The sequence below is a fragment of the Streptomyces sp. NPDC043870 genome, from assembly GCF_056435785.1.
In genome coordinates, this window is record NZ_JBWKDT010000011.1 from 98,339 (window position 1) to 117,965 (window position 19,627).

Consider the following 19,627-nt stretch of genomic DNA (forward strand, 5'->3'; position numbering starts at 1 on the left):
AGTCCGGTCCATGGACACTCCGGTCGCGTCCGCCTGCACGGGCACCTTCCTGCTCGCCGAGTCCGGCGTGCTCGACGGGCGGCGGGCGACGACCAGCTGGTGGCTGTCGCCGGTCTTCCGCGCCCGCTACCCGGCCGTCGACCTGGACGAGACCTCCATGGTCACGGTGTCCGGCGGTATCACCACCGCAGGCGCGGCCTTCTCGCACCTCGACCTCGCCCTCTCCGTGGTCCGTTCGGCCAGCCCGGCCCTCGCCGATCTCCTCTCGCGTTATCTCGTCGTCGACGACCGCCCCTCCCAGGCCGCGTACACCATCCCCGCCGCGCTCGCCCAGAGCGACCCGACCGTCTCGGCCTTCGAACGCTGGGCCCGCGAGCACCTTCACGAGCCGCTCGTCGTCTCCGAGGCCGCCCGTGCGCTCGGCATCAGCGAGCGCACCCTGCAGCGGGCCGTCTCCCGGACCCTCGGCACGACTCCGGTCCGCTTCGTCCAGGACCTGCGCGTCGAACAGGCGAGCCATCTGCTGCGGACCACCTCACTTGCGCTCCCGGTCATCGCACGCCGTGTCGGCTACGAGAACCCCAGCACCCTGCGCCTCCTCCTCCGTACGCGCGCGGGCACGACGGCGACCACCCTCCGGGCACGCGGCTGAGACCACGAGCGGCCGTCTCCGGATGGCCGTATCGCGTGCCGTGCCCAAAGGTGAAACCGTGGCCGCACCCGGCGGCGCATCGGGATACGGGAGGCACACATGCCGAAATACCTGGTCCAGGCCAGCTACACCGCAGAGGGCACCAAGGGCCTGCTCGCCGAAGGGGGAACGCGCCGCAGAACCGCTGTCGAGAACGAGGTCAAGTCGTGCGGCGGCACGCTCGAATGGATGTACTACGCCTTCGGCGAGGACGACCTGTACTGCGTCGTCGACATGCCCGACCACGTGTCGATGGCCGCCAGCGCCCTGGCGGCCCGCGCCACCGGGGCCGTCGAGTCCAAGGCGATCGTGCTGATCAGCCCTGAAGACATCGACGCGGCCACCCAGAAGAAGGTCGACTTCCGGCCCCCGGGCGCCTGAGCGCGCCCGCGTACCTGGGCTGGACCGAGCCCCTGGGCGGCCGCCGGTTTCGTGGCTTGATCAGCCGGCCCTCAGGGTGGAAGCCCCGTTGGACCGCTTTGGCAAGGTCGTCGGAGTTGAGCGTCGCGACTCCTCACCACGAGCAGCTCCCGCTGGAGTTCAACCGCTCCCAGCGCGTGCAGTACATCGAGGCCGAGGACGAACCACTCGAACGATACCGGTGCATGGTGTCCGAGCCGTGCGCGGTTCTCCTTGAAGCGGGCCCATGTCTGGCTGACGGTGAGGGGTTCGCTGAGTCCGATCAGGATCTGCGCGCCAACGGCCAGGAGAGCACCGTCGGGTGCGATCCCCTTGGTCGGGGTGATCACGTCAGACCTCCTCTGCGGCAACCGCGGGGTCCCAGCCTGCTGGTGGTACGTCGAAGATGTCACAGCGCTCGAAGAAATGCGCGAGGACGACTCCGGCTGCCCAAGTGGTGCGGGAGTGACCCGGGCGTTGCCCACGACACGGCCTGACTGCCTCCTGAGTCTCGGAGAGCAGATTCTCTGATTCCCTGATGAGACGTTAGAGGAATGTGACGCTTGGTGTCCAGCTCGCTGCGCACCGGAGTGGGCAAACGCGGATGGTCGCACCCGTCGCGCCCTGCCCCTGCCGCTCATCCTGGGATCCCCCCACGCCCTCAGGGCGCAGGGGGAGGACCAGGCCGCCGGGCCCGCCCTCGCCGGGGCGGGCGCCGGCCGTTTCGTTCACCTCGTGGTCGGTGGCTCACTGCTGGATCGGATTGCCGTCCGTCCCGCAGATGTAGCCCGCGACGACGCAGTTCCGTACCCGGCGCTCCAGCTCCGCCTGGTCCCAGGCGTTGAAGAAGTCGCCGTGGAAGGTGAAGCCGGGTGCGTCCGTCACGTTCACGCCACCGCGGGTACCGGCCAGGGTGAGTCCGCCGCCGGTCACGGGCCAGGTGATCAGCAGCTCCAGGCGCGGTACGACCACGGGATGGCTCGCCGGGCAGGTCTGCCCGGCCGCGTACGCCATGTGGTCCCGGTGGTTGGTGCTGTCCAGGTTCTTCCCGTCCCAGCAGGTCGGGAAGTCCAGATAGTTCTCCAGCCTGGTGCCGGGCGGGCAGTTCATGAAGTCCCGGCTTGACTCGGGCCTGCCGACACAGGACCAGCGCGCGGCCGGATTCTGGTCGGGGGAGGTGGCCAGCGCGTTGCCGACCACGTAGCGCAGTCCGCGCGGGTGGGCGACTGCGCGGGTGTGGTCGGTGATGCCCTGGTAGTAGACGGTGACCCGCTCCGGGGCCACAGGAACTCCGTTCTGGTAGAGGGTGGGCGTCCAGTAGGAGGAAAGATCGGTCTGCGGCGTGCAGTTGGTGGTGCCGGCGCTCAGCGACTGGAGGGTCGAGGAGGCGTTCGCCGTTCTGTTGCCGTAGAACTCATGGATGTGGGAGCGCCCTGCCTGGCCGGGGAAGACGATCGGGTCGTCGCCCCGGCGGTGGCTGGAGAAGCAGTCCGCGCGGAACTCGCTCCCGCGCAGCGGGGCCGCCGCCTGCGCCACGATCGCCGCCTGCTGGGCCTTGCTGTAGGTGTACGCGTGTCCCGAGTGCGCGGCATGCTCCGGGTCCGCGGCATGACCCGGGTGGCCCTCGCGGCCCGTCGCGCACCCCGCCGTGACCAGGAACAGCACGGCGGCCGCGCCCGCGATCACTCGGGACAACAGAGGCTTCATGGAGAACTCCCCATCATCCGAAGGGGATACGGACGACGGACTGGTTGCCGGTGCCGAGCGTGCTGCTGCCGTTGCCGATCGCGCTCCACACCTCGACCCGCACCTTGCCGTTGGTCAGGTTCCCGTGCGCCCCGGTGGCCGACTGCAGACCTCTCGCCTGCGTGTAGTGCTCATAGCCGGGCACCGGGTCGGTGGCGAAGTAGTGGTACGTCTCCGTGCGGTCCCAGGTGCCGTCGCCCGTACGGTCGTAACTCACCCTCATCTGCTGGCCGTTGGCGACGGTCGTCCCGGCGTCCACGAACAGATCGAACTGCGTCGAGCCGCCGTTGTACGTCCGCGTGATCGGGCCCGAGGTGAACACCTGTGGATTACTCGGGGTGCCGTCGTGGTTGGCGCCACCGGCCGAGGCGAGCGTGACCGTGGAGGCCGATGCCGTCGCGTCACCCGCGCCACCGCCCGTACGCAGATACAGCTGCGAGGAGCCGGAGGGCGGCGGGTCGCTCGGGTCCGGTGGGGTCGTGCCGCCGCCTCGCGTCCAGACGGCGACGTAGTCGACGAGCATCGGGCGGCCCGGGACGGTCGCGGCGGTCGGGGTCTTCCCGGCCAGCGCGTCGGGGAAGGCGCCGCCGATCGCGACGTTGAGGAGGATGAAGTAGCCAGCGTGGTCCGTCATGCTGGCCCAGGTACCGGCGTCGACCCGGCTCTGGTTCACGCTGTGGAAGAGCTGGTCGTCCACGTACCAGCGCAGCTCGTTGGGGGAGACGGAGCGGTCCCACTCGAAGCGGTACGTGTGGAACGCGGACTGGCAGCTCGCGCCGGGGCAGGTGCGGCTGGCGCCGATGCCCGTCGTCTCGTTGCAGGGGCCGCCCGGGTTCACTCCGCAGTGGAGCACGCCCCAGACGGAGTTGATGCCGTTGACGTTCTCCATGATGTCGAACTCGCCGATACCGGGCCAGTTCCAGTAGTTGCCCCGGTACGGCGCGCCGAGCGCCCAGAAGGCGGGCCAGTAGCCCAGTGCGGCGTCACCGGTCACGTTCGGCATCTGGATCCGGCCCTCGATGCGCAGGGTGCCGCCCGCGGGGGCCTTGAAGTCGGCCCGGCGGGTCTCGATCCGGGCGGAGGTCCAGTTGCCGGCGCCGTCCCGCAGCGGAGTGATACGGAGGTTGCCGTTGCCGTCGAGGCTGAGGTTGTCGGGGCTGGACGTGTAGTTCTGGATCTCGCCGGTGCCCCAGTTGCCGGGGCCGCCGGGATAGCCGTGGCCGGTGTCCGTCTGCCAGTTGGTGGACGACGGCAGCGACCGGTCCGGTCCGGTGAAGTCGTCGCTCCACTGCAGATCCCAGCCGGGCGCGGGCGGTACGGCCCCGCGCGCCGTCCCCGCGCCGCTGACGGCGAGGAAGCCGGTGAGGGCGACGGCCACGGCGAGGAGCGCGGTGAACAGGGGAGTGGACAGCGGAGTGGACAGGGGAGTGCGTCGGATGCGGCTCGTGCTCAAGGAACACCTCCGGTGAGGGTGGTGCCGAGGGGGGCTTGAGAGCGCTCTCACAGAGTTTTGTAGATGGAGCCAGGGCAGCCGTCAATGACATCGCTCCCTTAACTTCCTCAATGCACACAGCAGTTGGCGGCACCAGCCGGGTCGGCCGGCGCCGCCACGCCATCGCCGAGCGGCAGCTCAGTTCACCGAGCGGCAGCTCAGTCCGCGTCGATCAGCCCCATCTCCCGCTCGGTCAGTTCGAGCGCGGCGGCCGCGGCCGAGTCTCTTGCCGTCTCCGGTCTACTGGCTCCCGGAATCGGGATCACCGCAGGCGAGCGCGCCAGCAGCCAGGCGAGTGCCACCCGCTGGGGGCTCACCCCGCGCTCCCGCGCCACCCGGTGGAAGCCGGCGAACGCTGGGTCCTCCGCCTGTCCCGACGTCCCGTCCAGCGAGCTGCGCGAGATCCCGCCGAGCGGGCTCCACGGCAGAAAGGCCAGGCCCAGTTCGGCGCAGAGCCGCAGCTCCGCCTCGCTGTCGCGCACGGCGGGCGAGTAGCGGTTCTGCACCGACACCAGCCGGTCGCCCAGGATCTCCCGCGCCTGCCCGATCTGCTTCGTGTCGACGTTGGAGATCCCCGCCAGCCGGATCGTGCCCTCGTCCAGCAGCTCGCGGATCGCGCCGAGCGATTCGGTGTACGGAACGGCCGGATCCGGCTTGTGCAATTGATAGAGCCCGATCGCCTCGATGCCGAGCCGCTTGGCGGAGGCCCGCGCGGCACGCTTGAGATGGTGCGGATCGCCGTTGACCGACCAGTCGCCGTCGGCGGTGCGCCCGCGCCCGCCCTTGGTCGCGACGAGGACCTTCCCGGTGTCGCCGCCGTACGCGGCAAGGGCGCGCGCGACCAGCAGCTCACCGGCGCCGGGCGTGCCGCCCGGCGGATGGTAGGAGTCGGCCGTGTCGATCAGTGTCACGCCCGAGTCGAGCGCGGCATGGACCGTGGCGACCGCCCGCGCCTCGTCGGGGTGCCCCTCGATGGAGAGCGGCATCGCCCCCAGCCCGACGGCGCCGACCTCGATCCCGCCGACCGACCGCACGGCCGTCATCGCAGCACCTCCGCGGCGCACGGGCCGACGGTCTCGGCGACGGCGCGCCCGAGCCATTCCTGACTGCGGCCGAAGCGGAAACCGAGCCGCTCGGCGCGGGAATTGTCCATGCCGTACGAGCGGGCGAAGGAGAACGGGGAGACCTCACCGGACCCGACCGCACGGAATTCCGCCGTGCCACCGGTGATCCCGGCCACCGCCGCGCAGATGTCGGCCGTGGTGAGTCGCCCGTGCGCCGCCGCGTTCACCGGGCCGGTGAATTCCGCGCCGGCCACCCATTCCAGGAATGCCGCGATCTCCTCGACGTACACATAGGTGGCGGAGTGATTCACGGCGGGCACCGCGATCGGCTCGCCCGACCGGATCCGGTCGGCGTAGTGGTCGAGACGGCCGGTGAAGTCGTCCTCCCCGCCCAGCACATGGGCGACGCGCACCGCGACGTACGGGAACGCGGGCTCGCGCGCGAACACCGCCTCGGCCTGGCGCTTGCCCTCGCCGTAGTGCTCCTCCCGGAAATCCTCGTCGTCCCAGGGAAGCGCGAGGTCGACCGCCACGGTGCGCGGTTCGACGGCGTCCTCGCGGACCAGGTCCGCGGAGTCCTCGTGCTCGTACACCTCGACCGTCGAGGTCATCACATAGCGGCGGGTGCGGCCGGCGAAGACCCGCCGGGCGATGTCCGCCTGGCGCGGGGTGTAGCAGACCTGGTCGATCACCACTTCGAACGTGCGCGAGCCGAGCGCCGCCGTCAGGGCCGCCTCGTCATCGCGGTCGGCGACGAGATGAACGGCTCCGGCGGGCGGCGCGGACGAGCCGCGATTGATGACGGTGACGCGCGTCCCCGCGTTCAGCAGCCGCTCGATCAGCCGCTTTCCGAAATACCGGTTGCCGCCGATCACGCACACGTCCCGCATTCCGACCCCCACGTCGTTCTCTCCCCTTGTCGGCCCCAGTAGACGCCCTGACGCCAGGAACACCAGTGTTACGTTGGCGGGCCACGTCCTGAAGGGGGAGACATGGGAGTTCCGGCCTCCGCGCCGAAAGAACCACGGCAGCTGCGCGCCGCCACCGAGGAAACCTCGGCGGTCGTCTTCGACCGGGTCGACCGGCACATTCTGGAGATCGTTCAGGGCGACGGCCGCGTCAAGCTGAGCGAGCTCGGCCGGCAGGTACGGCTGAGCCCGGCCGCCGTCACCGAGCGCGTCCGCCGGCTGGAGGCCTGCGGCGCGATCACCGGGTACGGCGCGCACGTCTCCCCCGCCCGGCTCGGCTACCGCATCCAGGCCTTCATCCGGGTCGACCCGCACGGCGGCTACAACCTCAAGCACCCGCGCTCGCAGGAGCTCTTCGCCCGGCCGGAGGTCGTGGAGGTCCACCACGTCGTCGGCGAGGACTGCTGGATCCTCAAGGTTGCCGCGACGGACACCGTGCATCTGGAAAGCATCCTGGAGCAGACGTCCGCGCTCGGCCGCACGACGACGTCCATCGTGCTCTCCTCGCCCGTGGAGCGTAAGCCGCTGCTGCCGACGGACGGTTGACCTGGATGTTCACCTCCAGGTAAGTATCTGACTTCCAAGTCGGTACTTGTGGGGCGGTATGCGGCGAAGAAGCATGATCCTCATGCCTACCGAGAACGCATCCGTCACTGTCATCGGCCTCGGTGCGATGGGCCAGGCCCTCGCCGGAGCCTTCCTGGCCGCCGGCCATCCCACCACCGTCTGGAACCGTTCCCCCAACAAGGGCGACGAACTCGTCGCGCGCGGCGCCGTACGGGCCGCCACCGCCGAAGCTGCCGTACGAGCGAGCGAGTTGACCGTGGTCTGTGTGGTCGACTACGACGCCGCACAGGCGATCCTCGACCCGCTGGCCGATGCGCTGCAGGGCCGGGTCCTGGTCAATCTCACCTCCGACACCCCCGAGCGCTCACGGGAGACCGCGGCCTGGGCGGCGGAGCGGTCCATCGCGTATCTGGACGGCTCGGTGATGGTGCCCACTCCCGTGATCGGCACGCCCGACGCGCTGCTCTTCCACTCCGGCTCCCGGGACGCGTTCGACCGGTACGGGTCCGCCCTGAAGGCCCTCGGCGGCAAGACCGTCTTCGTCGGCACGGACCCCGGACTCGCCGCGCTCTACGACCTCTCCCTGCTGGACTTCTTCTACGGCAGCATGTCGGGCCTCGTGCACGCGTACGCGCTGGCCACGGCCGACGGGGTCAAGGCCGCGGACATCGCCCCGTATCTGAGCACGATCGTCCAGATCCTGCCGCCCATCGCGGAGTACACGGCGGCGAACATCGACGCGGGTACCTTCCCGGGCGCCCAGGCCAACCTCGGCATGATGGCCGCGGGCGTCGATCACATCCTGCACGCGGCCCGCACCCGCGGTCTCGACGTCTCCCACCTGGAATCCATCAAGGCCCTCGCGGACCGGGCGATCGTGAAGGGGCATGGCGCGCACGACTGGGCGAGCACGGTGGAGGCCGTGCGCTCCGCACCCTGACGCCGACCGCCGGGCGCCCGCCCCGGTCAGGCCGTCCCGGTACGTCGCTCTCTTCGGGCGACTGCCGCGGGCAGGGTGACGCCGGTGGTCCGGCCTGTCCCGGTCGCTTTCCTTGACCCCGACGTCAAGGCTTACGGTCCTACGCATGCGAATCGGCGAGCTGGCGGAGCGGGCCGGGACGACCACCCGCACTCTGCGTTACTACGAGTCCCGGGGGCTGCTGCCCGCACGGCGTGCGGTGAACGGCTACCGCACGTACGACGAGCACGATCTGCGGCTGCTCCAGCAGATCAGAACCCTGCAGGACTTCGGGTTCGAGCTGGAGGAGACCCGGCCCTTCGTGGAGTGCCTGCGTGCCGGTCACCCGGCCGGGGACGCCTGCCCCGCCTCGCTCGCCGTCTACCGGCGCAAGCTCGCCGAGCTGGACGAGCTCATCGACCAGCTTCGGACGGTGCGCTCGAAGGTCGGCGCGCAGCTGTTGCGGGCCGAGGCAGAGCTGCCGGGCGGCCCGGAACCGCAATGTGAATACGGCAGTGTGAATGCGGAGGTTGACGGATGATCCAGGCAGCAGGCGTCGCGACGGTGACGGACGCGGACTTCGACACGGAGGTCCTGGGCGCGGACCGCCCGGTCCTGGTCGAGTTCACGGCGGAATGGTGCGGCCCGTGCCATCAGCTCGCCCCGGTCCTCGGCGCGGTCGCCGCGGAGGAGTCGGACCGCGTCAAGGTCGTCCAGCTCGACGTGGACACGAACCCCGAGGTCACGGTGCGGTACGGGGTGCTGTCGATGCCGACGCTGATGGTGTTCCGCGGTGGCGAGCCGGTGAAGTCGATGGTGGGGGCGCGGCCGAAGCGGAAGCTCCTGACGGAGCTCGAGGACGTGATCTGACCGTCGTGGTCAGCGCAGGGCGAGCGTGATCCGGCGACGGCTGACGTTCACGCCCACGACTTCGACAAGGCGGGAGCAGGCCATGGGGACATGGGGCGCGGGACCCTTCGACAACGACACGGCCGCGGACTTCGCGGGCGACCTCGACGAGCTGGCACCCGAGGCCAGGGCGGGGCATGTACGAGGCGCTCTGCTGAGGGTTCTGGAGGCGCCGGGGTACGTCGAGGCGCCCGACGCGGACGAGGCACTGGCCGCCGCCGCGGTCGTCGCGGCCGGGCTGCCGGGTGGCGCGCCGGTCGACTCCGTCTACGGCCCGGAGGAGCCCGTTCCGTCGTTGCCCGGGGACCTCGCCGCTCTCTCGGTCCGGGCCATCGACCGGATCCTCGCGCCCGAGTCCGAGCTCGCGGACCTCTGGGTCGACGCAGGCGACGCCGACGAGTGGCGTGGCATCCTCGCGCGGCTGCGTGCCGTGCTCGACGCCGCGCCGTAAGTCGCCGTGAGCGCCGCAGCAAACAAAAAACCCCGGTCCGAATTTGACGGCCGGGGTATTTCTTCACGTATATTGAATAGTTCCGTGTTCGCATGGACTAAAGCGCATCGAGAACTTCAATAAACGTACTCTACCGCGTCAGGAGCTGAATTGTCAACCGAGGAAATGCGGCAGGAACAACAATTCGTCTCCCTCGCCCACGAGCGGCTCGACCAGCTCCGGGCCGAGGCCGAAGCTGCCGTGCGCGCCACGATTGCGCAGGTCAGCACCGATCGTCAGGCGCGTGTGGAGCGCGATATCGGTGTGGCCGAGCACTCCGCCTCGCTCGCCGCGCTGAATGCTGCCGACTCCGGGCTCTGCTTCGGGCGTATCGACCGGCGCGACGGAATCACGCACCACATCGGGCGCACCGGAATCCGGCGGGACGACGCCGAGCGGACTCCGCTGCTGATCGACTGGCGGGCTCCGGTCGCGCGGCCGTTCTATCTCGCGACCGGGTATGAACCGATGGGGCTGCGCCGCAGGAGGCACATCACCACGCAGGGGTGCACGGTCACCGCGCTGCACGACGAGATCATGGATCTCGCCGACCCCACTCGCACCGGATACGAGTCGCACGACGCCGACGAGGTGCTGCTCGCCGCCCTCAACGGCGCCCGCACCGGACGCATGGCGGACATCGTTTCGACCATCCAGGCCGAGCAGGACCACATCATCCGCGCCCCGCAGCGCGGGGTGCTCGTCGTCGAGGGCGGGCCGGGCACCGGGAAGACCGCGGTCGCGCTGCACCGGGCCGCGTATCTGCTGTACGCGCACCGGGAGCAGCTCGCCAAGCGGGCCGTGCTGATCGTCGGGCCCAACCCGGCCTTCCTCGGCTACATCGGCGAGGTGCTGCCCTCGCTCGGTGAGACCGGCGTGCTGCTGTCGACGGTCGGCGAACTGTTTCCCGGCGTGCACGCCACCGGCACCGACAGCCCCGCGGCCGCCGCCGTCAAGGGCCGGGCGGACATGGCCGGCGTACTGGCCGAGGCCGTACGGGACCGGCAGCAGGTGCCGGAGAAGGACGAGCCGATCGTCATCGCGCACGACGACGGGGAGCTGATCCTCGACTGGGGCATGGCGGTCGAGGCGCGCCACAAGGCCCGCGAGACCGGGCTGCCGCACAATCTCGCCCTGCCCACCTTCGCCTTCCGGATCATCGACGATCTCACCACGCAGCTCGCCGACCGCATCGGCGCCGACCCCTACGGCGGCCCGAACTTCCTCGGCCCCGACGACATCGCCCAGCTCGGCAAGGGCATCGCCGCCAGCGCGGAGGTGCACGCCGCCATCACCACCCTGTGGCCCCCGCTCACCCCGCAGGAGTTCCTCGCCGGCTATCTGGAGGAGCCCACGCATCTGGCCGAGGACGACGCCGAGCTGATCCGGCGGACGAAGAAAGCCGCCTGGACACCTGCCGACGTGCCCCTCCTCGACGAGGCCGCCGAGCTCCTCGGCGAGGACGACTCCGCCGCCCGGGCCGCCGCCGAGGCCGAGCGGGCCCGTCAGATCGCCTACGCGCAGGGCGTCCTCGACGTCTCGTACGCCTCCCGCACCTACGAGTTCGAGGACAAGCAGGACATCGACGAGGACGCCTCCGAGGTCCTCGCGGCGCACGACATCATCGACGCCGAACGGTTCGCCGAACGTCAGGAGGAGGCCGACCACCGCAGCGCCGCCGAGCGTGCCGCCGTGGACCGGACCTGGGCGTTCGGGCACATCATCGTCGACGAGGCGCAGGAGCTGTCGGCCATGGCCTGGCGGCTGCTGATGCGCCGCAGCCCGACCCGCTCGATGACCCTGGTCGGCGACCCGGCCCAGACCGGTGACCTGGCCGGGTGCGACTCCTGGCAGGAGATCCTCGCGCCGTACGTCCAGGACCGCTGGCAGCTGGCCCGGCTCGGGGTCAACTACCGTACGCCCGCCGAGATCATGGAGTACGCGGCCGAGCGGCGCCGGGCCACCGATCCCGCCTTCGAACCCCCGCGCTCCATCCGCTCCACCGGAGCACGTCCCTGGGAGCGCACCCTGCCGCTCGCCGAGGTGGCCCGGCTCGCCGAGGCCGAGACCCCGGCGGAGGGCAGGCTCGCCGTCATCGCCCCGCGCGAGCTCCACGCGGAACTCACCGGACTCGACGACGGGCCGCTGGACCTGCACCGGCCCGTCGTCCTGCTCGACCCGCGCCAGGCCAAGGGCCTGGAGTTCGACACGGTTCTCGTCGTCGCACCCGCGCTGATGACCGCCAACGACCTCTATGTGGCGCTGACCAGGGCCACCCAGCGGCTGGGGATCATCACACCGGCTTCAGCCACACCGTCGCCAGTGGCGGCAGAGTGAGCTGGACGCTCGTGCGGTGACCGTGGGCGCCGACGGACTCCGGCTTCACCGGATCCGGGTTGAGGACGTCACTGCCGCCGTACCGTGCCGCGTCCGTGTTGAGCACCTCCGCCCAGGCGGACACGGACGACGGCACGCCCAGTCGGTACTCGTGGCGGACCACCGGAGAGAAGTTCGACACCGCGAGCAGCGGCGCACCGTCCGCGTCGAAACGCAGGAAGGCGAAGACATTGTCCTCGGCGGCACCGCCGTCGACCCAGGCGAAGCCCTCGGGGACGGTGTCCTGCTGCCACAGCGCCGGTGTCGACCCGTACACCGCGTTCAGCTCACGCACCAGGTCCCGTACGCCCCGGTGGTCCGGCTCCGCCGCGTACGACGGGTCGAGCAGCCACCAGTCCGGGCCGTGGCCCTCCGACCACTCGGCACCCTGGGCGAACTCCTGCCCCATGAACAGCAGCTGCTTGCCCGGGTGTGCCCACATGAAGCCGAGATACGCCCGGTGGTTGGCGCGCTGCTGCCACCAGTCGCCGGGCATCTTCGACACCAGCGCCCGCTTGCCGTGCACGACCTCGTCGTGCGAGATCGGCAGCACGTAGTTCTCGCTGTACGCGTACACCATCGAGAAGGTCATCTCGTTGTGGTGGAACTTGCGGTGCACCGGCTCGTGCTCGACGTAGCCGAGGGAGTCGTGCATCCAGCCCATGTTCCACTTCAGCCCGAAGCCGAGCCCGCCGAAGCCGCCGGGGCCGACATGATGGGTGGCCCGGGTCACCCCGTCCCAGGCGGTGGACTCCTCGGCGATCGTGACCACGCCGGGGCAGCGGCGGTAGACGGTGGCGTTCATCTCCTGCAGGAACGCGACGGCGTCCAGGTTCTCCCGGCCGCCGTGCTCGTTGGGGGTCCAATCGCCCTGCTCGCGCGAGTAGTCGAGGTAGAGCATCGAGGCGACCGCGTCCACCCGCAGCCCGTCGACATGGAACTCCTCGCACCAGTACACGGCGTTGGCGACGAGGAAGTTGCGGACCTCCTTGCGGCCGTAGTCGAACTCCAGCGTGCCCCAGTCCGGGTGCGCCGCCCGGGCCGGATCCGAGTGCTCGTACAGCGGACGTCCGTCGAACTCCGCGAGCGCCCAGTCGTCCTTCGGGAAGTGGGCCGGGACCCAGTCGACGATGACCCCGATACCGGCCCGGTGCAGCGCGTCGATCAGGAACCGGAAGTCGTCCGGAGTGCCCATCCGGGCGGTCGGCGCGTAGAAGCCCGTGACCTGATAGCCCCACGAGCCGCCGAAAGGATGCTCGGCGACCGGCATCAGCTCGATATGGGTGAAGCCCAGCTCCTTCACGTACGAGGGGAGTTGGGCAGCGAGTTGACGGTACGTCAGTCCAGGCCGCCAGGACGGAAGGTGCACCTCGTAGACCGAGAACGGAGCCTCGTGCACCGGCCGCTCGCCGCGGTGTGCCATCCACTCCTCGTCCCGCCACACATGGTGGGACTCCGCGACGATGGACGCGTTGGCGGGCGGCGCCTCGGTGCGCCGGGCCATCGGGTCGGCGCGCACCGTGTGCGAGCCGTCGGGGCGGGTGATCTCGAACTTGTAGAGCGCCCCCTCGCCGACGCCGGGCACGAACAGCTCCCACACCCCGGACGAGCCGAGCGACCGCAGCGGGTAGGCCGTGCCGTCCCAGTAGTTGAAGTCGCCGACGACCCTGACCCCCAGCGCATTGGGCGCCCAGACCGTGAAGCGGGTTCCGGTGACGCCCTGATGCGTCATGGGCTGTGCGCCGAGGGCCTGCCACAGCTCCTCGTGCCTGCCCTCGCCGATCAGATGCAGATCGAGCTCGCCGAGCGCGGGCAGGAAGCGGTACGGGTCCGCGAACTCGATCGTGGCGTCCTCGTACACCACCTGCAGCGAGTACTCGGGCACCTTGCGCAGCGGCAGCACGCACGAGAAGAAGCCGTCGCCTTCCTCGTGCAGCTCCGCGCGCAGTCCCTTGGCCAGCACGGTCACCGACTCCGCGTACGGGCGCAGCACACGGAACACCACCCCGACGCGCTCCACGTGCGCCCCGAGCAGCGAGTGCGGATCGTGGTGCGAGCCGCTGAGCAGCCGCTCCCGGTCGGATTCGGAGAGCGGCTTCGCGGGGCGTACGCCATGGCGGGCGGGGGGCTGGGCGGCTGGCTTGCGGGGGGTCACGGGGGCGGCCTCCTTGGCGTGTTGGGGGGCATGGGCAGTAGGGGGTCCGGGGCGTCAGCCGCCCGCACCGGAAAGCCGCTTGATCGCCGACATCGGGACCGGCAGCCAGTCCGGCCGGTGCCGGGCCTCGTACACGACCTCGTACACCGCCTTGTCGGTCTCGTAGGCGCGCAGCAGCTCCGGCTCGGTCCGCGGATCGGTGCCCGAGGCCTCGGCGTACCCCTCGCAGTAGGCCGCCCGGCAGCGCGCCGCCCACGCGGGGTTCCAGGGGCGGTGCGAGCGGGCCGCGTAGTCGAAGGAGCGCAGTATCCCCGCGATGTCACGGACGGGCGGCTGTACCCGGCGGCGCTCGTCGAGCGGCCGGGCCGGCTCGCCCTCGAAGTCGATGACCGACCAGCCTCCGTCGGGGGTGCGCAGCGTCTGGCCGAGATGCAGATCCCCGTGGATGCGCTGCGCGCGCCCGTCCCCGGCGAAGGCCGCTCCGGCGATCGCGTCGAAGGCGGCGCGCAGCCCGCGTACGTACGGCAGCAGGGCGGGCACGGCCCGCACGGCGGCGTCCAGCCGCTCGTTCATGGCGGTCGCGAGGTGCTCGGTCTGCGGTCGGCCGAGGGTCACGGTCGGCAGGGCGCCCGCGAGCGCGGTGTGCACCTCGGCGGTGGCCCGGCCCAGTGCCTGCGCCTCGGCGGTGAAGTCACGTCCGGCGGCGAGCGCCTTCAGCGCCAGCTGCCAGCCGTCCTGCGAGCCCCGCAGATACGGCTGGAGGACCCCCAGTGTGCAGGGCTCGGGCATGTCCGACTCGAACCAGGCGACGGGCGCGGGAACCCGGTCGCAGCCCGCCCGGGCGAGCGCGAGCGGCAGCTCCAGATCGGGGTTGATGCCCGGATACACCCGGCGGAAGATCTTCAGGATGTAGGAATCCCCGTACACGAGCGAGGAGTTGGACTGTTCGGCGTCCAGCACGCGGGCCGGCAGTCCGCCGAGCACGGGCACCGAACGGTCGAAGCGGAGCGGGCCGAAGCGGCCGGGGGTGCGCAGCCGCTCCAGCAGCAGCGCGGCGAGCCGCGGATCGTGCAGGCCTTCGTAGACGGTCCGGCCGGCCAGCGGGCCGTCCGTCACGCGGCCGATCATCGCGGACGCGAGATACGGCGGCAGCGCGGCCCGCACGCCGAGCAGCAGCTGGTAGCAGTCCCCGCCGTGCGCGGCGTCCCGCCTTCCGGTCGCGGACTTGGCACCCGCCGTCTTCCCGTTCGTGGCCTTCCCGCCGGAGCTCTTTCCGGAGGCCGGACCCGGCTGCTGGACGCGGACGAGCATGTGCAGCAGACCGGGGCCGGCCGAGTCGACCGGCAGCAGCTCGGCCGCCGAGACCAGGGAGAAGCCGGCGACCGGGCGCCCTTTGCCCGCGAACCACCGCTGCCGGGGCAGCCATTCGCGCAGCAGTGGCGAGAGCGAAGGAAGCAGGGCGACGGGGGTCCGGGTGGATGCAGCCTCCGACATGGCATCGCGTCCTTTCCCCGGGCACACCACAGGATGCGAAGAGTGTCCCGGATTGCGGCAATAGCTGTCCGGCTGTGCGGGACGTGTCGGGTGAGGATGGTCCGTACGGACTCGATATGAGGGGGAGCGTGCCCCGTGCGGGCCGGTGACAACCGCCCCGCACGCGACATGGCATGTGCCGGAATCACGCACCCATGGGGGCGGACCGCGGCACGGACTCCTTCGGCGCGACGCTCTGCGCCACGACGGCGTCCGGTACGGCGTCCTTGGGCGAGGCGGCCTTCGGGACGGCGTCCTTCGGCACGGCCTCCTTGCGCAGCCGGAACCAGTAGAAGCCGTGCCCCGCCAGCGTCAGCAGATACGGCCACTCGCCGATCGCCGGGAACCGCACCCCGCCGATCAGCTCCACCGGATGACGGCCGTTGAAGCTCCGCAGATCCAGCTCCGTCGGCTGCGCGAACCGCGAGAAGTTGTTCACGCACAGCACCAGATCGTCCATTCCGTCCTCCGTCGAGGGGGCCTCGCGCAGGAACGCCAGCACCGCCGGATTGGACGACGGCAGTTCGGTGTACGAGCCCAGCCCGAACGCCCGGTTCTGCTTGCGGATCTCGATCATCCGCCGGGTCCAGTGCAGCAGCGACGACGGAGAGGCCATCGACGCCTCGACATTGGTGACCTGGTAGCCGTAGACCGGATCCATGATGGTCGGCAGATACAGCCGGCCGGGATCGCACGACGAGAAACCGGCGTTGCGGTCAGGAGTCCACTGCATCGGGGTGCGCACCGCGTCCCGGTCCCCCAGCCAGATGTTGTCGCCCATCCCGATCTCGTCGCCGTAGTACAGGATCGGCGAGCCGGGCAGCGACAGCAGCAGCGCCGTGAACAGCTCGATCTGGTTGCGGTCGTTGTCGAGCAGCGGCGCGAGCCGCCGCCGGATGCCGATGTTCGCGCGCATACGCGGGTCCTTGGCGTACTCCGCGTACATGTAGTCGCGCTCCTCGTCGGTGACCATCTCGAGGGTCAGCTCGTCGTGGTTGCGCAGGAAGATGCCCCACTGGCAGTTCTCCGGGATCTCCGGGGTCTTGGCCAGGATTTCGGACACCGGGTAGCGGGATTCCCGCCGCACGGCCATGAAGATGCGCGGCATCACCGGGAAGTGGAACGCCATATGGCATTCGTCGCCGCCCGCCGGGAAGTCGCCGAAGTAGTCCACGACGTCCTCGGGCCACTGATTGGCCTCGGCCAGCAGCACCGTGTCGGGATAGTGTGCGTCGATCTCCTTGCGGACCCGCTTGAGGAATTCGTGGGTCGCCGGCAGGTTTTCGCAGTTGGTGCCCTCCTCCTGGTAGAGGTAGGGCACGGCGTCCAGCCGGAAGCCGTCGATACCGAGGTCCAGCCAGAAGCGCAGCGCGGAGACGATCTCCTCCTGCACCGCCGGGTTCTCGTAGTTGAGATCCGGCTGGTGCGAGAAGAAGCGGTGCCAGTAGTACTGCTTGCGGACCGGGTCGAAGGTCCAGTTCGAGGTCTCCGTGTCGACGAAGATGATCCGCGCGTCCTGGTACTGCTTGTCGTTGTCGGCCCAGACGTAGTAGTCCCCGTACGGCCCCTTCGGATCCTTGCGGGACTCCTGGAACCACGGGTGCTGGTCGCTGGTGTGGTTCATGACGAAGTCGATGATCACCCGCATGCCGCGCTGGTGGGCGGCGTCGACGAACTCGACGAAATCGGCGAGGTCGCCGAACTCGGGCAGCACCGACGTGTAGTCCGCGACGTCATAACCGCCGTCGCGCAGCGGGGACTTGAAGAAGGGCGGCAGCCACAGGCAGTCGACGCCCAGCCACTGGAGATAGTCGAGCTTGGCGGTGATGCCCTTGAGGTCGCCGACTCCGTCGCCGTTGCTGTCCTGGAAGGACCGTACGAGCACTTCGTAGAAGACGGCGCGCTTGAACCAGTCGGGATCACGGTCCTTGGCGGGTGTGTCCTCGAAGGTGTCGTGGACGGGCTCGTTGACGATCATGATGTGGGTGACCCTCCGATCGGCGGGGACGGTCGCAGGACCACGATGTGCGCAGGCATGACGCCCGGCTCGAGGCGCACATAGGCAGCCCTGCCCCAGTGATAGGTCTCGCCGGTGAGCTCGTCGCGCACCGGTACGGTCTCGTGCCAGTCGAGGCCGAGCTCCGGCATGTCAAACGAGACCGTCGCCTCCTGGGTGTGGTGGGGGTCGAGATTGACGACCACCAGAACGATGTTCGAACCGGATCGCTTGCTGTAGACGATGACCGCGTCGTTGTCGGCGTGGTGGAAGTGCAGATTCCGCAGCTGCTGCAGGGCCGGATGGCGGCGGCGCACCCGGTTGAGTGCAGTGATGAGGGGGGCGATGCTGCGCCCCTCCCGCTCCGCCGACTCCCAGTCCCGAGGCCGCAGTTGGTACTTCTCGGAGTCCAGGTACTCCTCGCTGCCCGGCCGCAGCGGGGTGTTCTCGCACAGCTCGTACCCGGCGTACATGCCCCAGGTGGGGGAGAGCGTCGCGGCGAGCACCGCACGCGCCTCGAAGGCCGGGCGGCCGCCGTCCTGCAGACAGGCGTGCAGGATGTCCGGGGTGTTGACGAACAGGTTGGGCCGCATGTACGCGGCGGCCTCGCCGGACAGCTCGGTCAGATACTCGGTCAGCTCCTGCTTGGTGTTGCGCCAGGTGAAGTACGTGTACGACTGCTGGAAGCCGACCGCGGCGAGCGTGTGCATCATCGCGGGGCGGGTGAAGGCCTCGGCCAGGAAGATCACGTCGGGGTCGGTGCGGTTGATCTCGCCGATGACCTTCTCCCAGAAGACCACCGGTTTGGTGTGCGGATTGTCGACGCGGAAGATCCGCACACCGTGCCTCATCCAGTGGCGCAGCACCCGCAGGGCCTCCTTGACCAGTCCCTTCATGTCCTGGTCGAAGGCGATCGGATAGATGTCCTGGTATTTCTTCGGCGGGTTCTCGGCGTAGGCGATGGTGCCGTCGGCGCGATGGCGGAACCACTCGGGGTGCTTCTCCACCCACGGGTGGTCCGGGGAGCACTGCAGCGCGAAGTCGAGGGCGACCTCCATCCGCAGATCGCGGGCGCAGCGGACGAACTCGTCGAAGTCCTCCAGGGTGCCGAGGTCCGGGTGGACCGCGTCGTGGCCGCCCTCCGGCGAACCGATCGCCCAGGGCACGCCGACGTCGTGCCGGCCCGCCTTGAGCGCGTTGTTGGGACCTTTGCGGAAGGTGGTGCCGATGGGGTGGATCGGCGGCAGGTAGACCACGTCGAAGCCCATCGCGGCGATGGCGGGCAGCCGCTGCGCCGCGGTCCTGAAGGTCCCGGAGACCGGCTTGCCGCGCTTGACCGTGGCGCCCTCGGAGCGCGGGAAGAACTCGTACCAGGAGCCGAACAGCGCGCGGGTGCGCTCCACCTGGAGCGGCAACGCGGGTGAGGCGGTGACCAGTTCGCGCAGCGGATGACGGGCGAGCGCGGCCACCGCCGCCGGGGCGAGCGCCGCGGCCAGCCGCGCCTCGGCGGAGCAGCTCTCGTCGCGCAGTGCGTCCGCCGCGGCGAGCACCGCCTCCCGGCCGTCCTTCTTCGGTACGCCCGCGGCGGCGCGCTCGTACAGCTCGGCGCCCTCGGCGAGCACCGGCGCGGTGTCGATCCCCGCCGGGATCTTGATCCCGGCGTGGTGGCGCCAGGTCGCCACCGGGTCGCTCCAGGCCTCGACGAAGTAGGTCCACTGCCCCTCGGCGTCCGGGGTCACGTCGGCGCCCCAGCGGTCGGTGCCGGGCGCGAGTTCACGCATCGGCGTCCAGGGGCCCTGCCGACCGCCGGGGTCGCGCAGGACGACATTGGCGGCGACCGCGTCATGGCCTTCGCGGAAAACCGTCGCGCTGATCTGGAAGGTCTCGCCGGCCACGGCTTTGGCGGGCCTTCTGCCGCAGTCGACGAGCGGGCTTACGTCCAGGACGGGAATGCGGCCAATCAGCGGGTTCACGGCATCACCTGGGGGCTGTGCGGGCATGGCGGGGCGAGCGGGCGGGTCCGCTTCGCGGGGTGTGGGTGTTCTTTGTAACTGCTCCGTCGACGACTGGCGGGTTGCGGGCATGGCCGCTCCTGTCCGCGTTCACTCGAATGGAAGGGTCGCGAGCGCGCTCCGGTGCGTACCGGGGGAGCCTTCCCACGCACTTCGGGTCCGCAATCCGGTGGTTCGTTAACTACTAGGGCGTAGGCGGCGAGGCAAGATTGCGGGGCGACACACTGCGGCTGCTCGCCTCTCCCGACCGGGCATCGGCCGAAGGGGGCAC

At 70.3% G+C, this 19,627-nt stretch carries 17 protein-coding genes; 8 read left to right on the plus strand and 9 right to left on the minus strand.

The window, feature by feature from the left end; genetic code table 11:
- Window positions 1–10 precede the first annotated feature (10 nt).
- On the plus strand, window positions 11–652 hold the full coding sequence (locus tag AC0699_RS16560; protein ID WP_478660448.1) for a GlxA family transcriptional regulator: 642 nt from the start codon (window positions 11–13) through the stop codon (window positions 650–652).
- Window positions 653–751: 99 nt separating this feature from the next.
- Window positions 752–1,072 (plus strand): GYD domain-containing protein, encoded by a 321-nt coding sequence (locus AC0699_RS16565; protein WP_478660450.1) that lies wholly within the window; start codon window positions 752–754, stop codon window positions 1,070–1,072.
- A 71-nt stretch (window positions 1,073–1,143) separates the two neighbouring features.
- On the opposite strand, the gene AC0699_RS16570 is transcribed toward AC0699_RS16565, so the two are convergent.
- The 5 genes from AC0699_RS16570 to AC0699_RS16590 form a co-directional block, all read right to left on the minus strand.
- Complete coding sequence (locus AC0699_RS16570; protein WP_478660453.1) at window positions 1,144–1,440, minus strand: ABC-three component system middle component 6; 297 nt, start codon at window positions 1,438–1,440, stop codon at window positions 1,144–1,146.
- Window positions 1,441–1,837: 397 nt separating this feature from the next.
- Window positions 1,838–2,797: a DUF1996 domain-containing protein gene (locus AC0699_RS16575; RefSeq protein WP_478660456.1), complete on the minus strand. Its 960-nt coding sequence runs from the start codon at window positions 2,795–2,797 to the stop codon at window positions 1,838–1,840.
- A 13-nt stretch (window positions 2,798–2,810) separates the two neighbouring features.
- On the minus strand, window positions 2,811–4,289 hold the full coding sequence (locus AC0699_RS16580) for a glycoside hydrolase family 16 protein (protein WP_478660459.1): 1,479 nt from the start codon (window positions 4,287–4,289) through the stop codon (window positions 2,811–2,813).
- Between the two features lie 197 nt (window positions 4,290–4,486).
- Window positions 4,487–5,371 carry an aldo/keto reductase gene (locus tag AC0699_RS16585; RefSeq protein WP_478660462.1) on the minus strand — a complete coding sequence of 295 codons (885 nt, stop codon included), beginning with the start codon at window positions 5,369–5,371 and terminating at the stop codon, window positions 4,487–4,489.
- The gene (locus AC0699_RS16590; RefSeq protein ID WP_478660684.1) at window positions 5,368–6,282 is read right to left on the minus strand and encodes an NAD-dependent epimerase/dehydratase family protein; all 915 of its coding nucleotides are present in this window, start codon (window positions 6,280–6,282) and stop codon (window positions 5,368–5,370) included. Before AC0699_RS16590 ends, AC0699_RS16585 begins: the two co-directional genes overlap by 4 nt.
- Before the next feature lie 102 nt (window positions 6,283–6,384).
- Here AC0699_RS16590 and AC0699_RS16595 point away from each other — a divergent pair, with 102 nt between their 5' ends.
- The 6 genes from AC0699_RS16595 to AC0699_RS16620 all read left to right on the plus strand — a co-directional run bounded on the left by AC0699_RS16595 (window position 6,385) and on the right by AC0699_RS16620 (window position 11,621).
- Window positions 6,385–6,906 carry an Lrp/AsnC family transcriptional regulator gene (locus AC0699_RS16595; protein ID WP_478660465.1) on the plus strand — a complete coding sequence of 174 codons (522 nt, stop codon included), beginning with the start codon at window positions 6,385–6,387 and terminating at the stop codon, window positions 6,904–6,906.
- Between the two features lie 82 nt (window positions 6,907–6,988).
- Window positions 6,989–7,867, plus strand: coding sequence for an NAD(P)-dependent oxidoreductase (locus AC0699_RS16600; RefSeq protein WP_478660468.1), 879 nt, complete (start codon window positions 6,989–6,991; stop codon window positions 7,865–7,867).
- 145 nt (window positions 7,868–8,012) lie between these two features.
- On the plus strand, window positions 8,013–8,426 hold the full coding sequence (locus tag AC0699_RS16605; protein WP_469768884.1) for a MerR family transcriptional regulator: 414 nt from the start codon (window positions 8,013–8,015) through the stop codon (window positions 8,424–8,426).
- A complete protein-coding gene (gene trxA, locus AC0699_RS16610; RefSeq protein ID WP_478660470.1) occupies window positions 8,423–8,755 on the plus strand; it encodes a thioredoxin in 333 nt (110 codons plus the stop codon). The genes AC0699_RS16605 and trxA overlap by 4 nt, the downstream gene beginning before the upstream one ends.
- An 82-nt stretch (window positions 8,756–8,837) precedes the next feature.
- Window positions 8,838–9,245: a DUF4259 domain-containing protein gene (locus tag AC0699_RS16615; RefSeq protein ID WP_478660473.1), complete on the plus strand. Its 408-nt coding sequence runs from the start codon at window positions 8,838–8,840 to the stop codon at window positions 9,243–9,245.
- A 165-nt stretch (window positions 9,246–9,410) separates the two neighbouring features.
- Complete coding sequence (locus AC0699_RS16620) at window positions 9,411–11,621, plus strand: HelD family protein (protein WP_478660686.1); 2,211 nt, start codon at window positions 9,411–9,413, stop codon at window positions 11,619–11,621.
- Here the strand turns inward: AC0699_RS16620 and glgB are convergent.
- From glgB to AC0699_RS16640, 4 genes are all read right to left on the minus strand, one after another.
- Window positions 11,578–13,815, minus strand: a complete 2,238-nt coding sequence (gene glgB / locus AC0699_RS16625; protein ID WP_478660475.1) for a 1,4-alpha-glucan branching enzyme — start codon at window positions 13,813–13,815, stop codon at window positions 11,578–11,580. The genes AC0699_RS16620 and glgB overlap by 44 nt on opposite strands.
- A 54-nt stretch (window positions 13,816–13,869) precedes the next feature.
- On the minus strand, window positions 13,870–15,309 hold the full coding sequence (locus tag AC0699_RS16630; RefSeq protein WP_478660477.1) for a maltokinase N-terminal cap-like domain-containing protein: 1,440 nt from the start codon (window positions 15,307–15,309) through the stop codon (window positions 13,870–13,872).
- 184 nt (window positions 15,310–15,493) lie between these two features.
- Complete coding sequence (treS, locus tag AC0699_RS16635) at window positions 15,494–17,326, minus strand: maltose alpha-D-glucosyltransferase (RefSeq protein ID WP_478660480.1); 1,833 nt, start codon at window positions 17,324–17,326, stop codon at window positions 15,494–15,496.
- A complete protein-coding gene (locus AC0699_RS16640; RefSeq protein ID WP_478660688.1) occupies window positions 17,323–19,308 on the minus strand; it encodes an alpha-1,4-glucan--maltose-1-phosphate maltosyltransferase in 1,986 nt (661 codons plus the stop codon). The genes treS and AC0699_RS16640 overlap by 4 nt, the downstream gene beginning before the upstream one ends.
- Window positions 19,309–19,627: the final 319 nt, after the last annotated feature.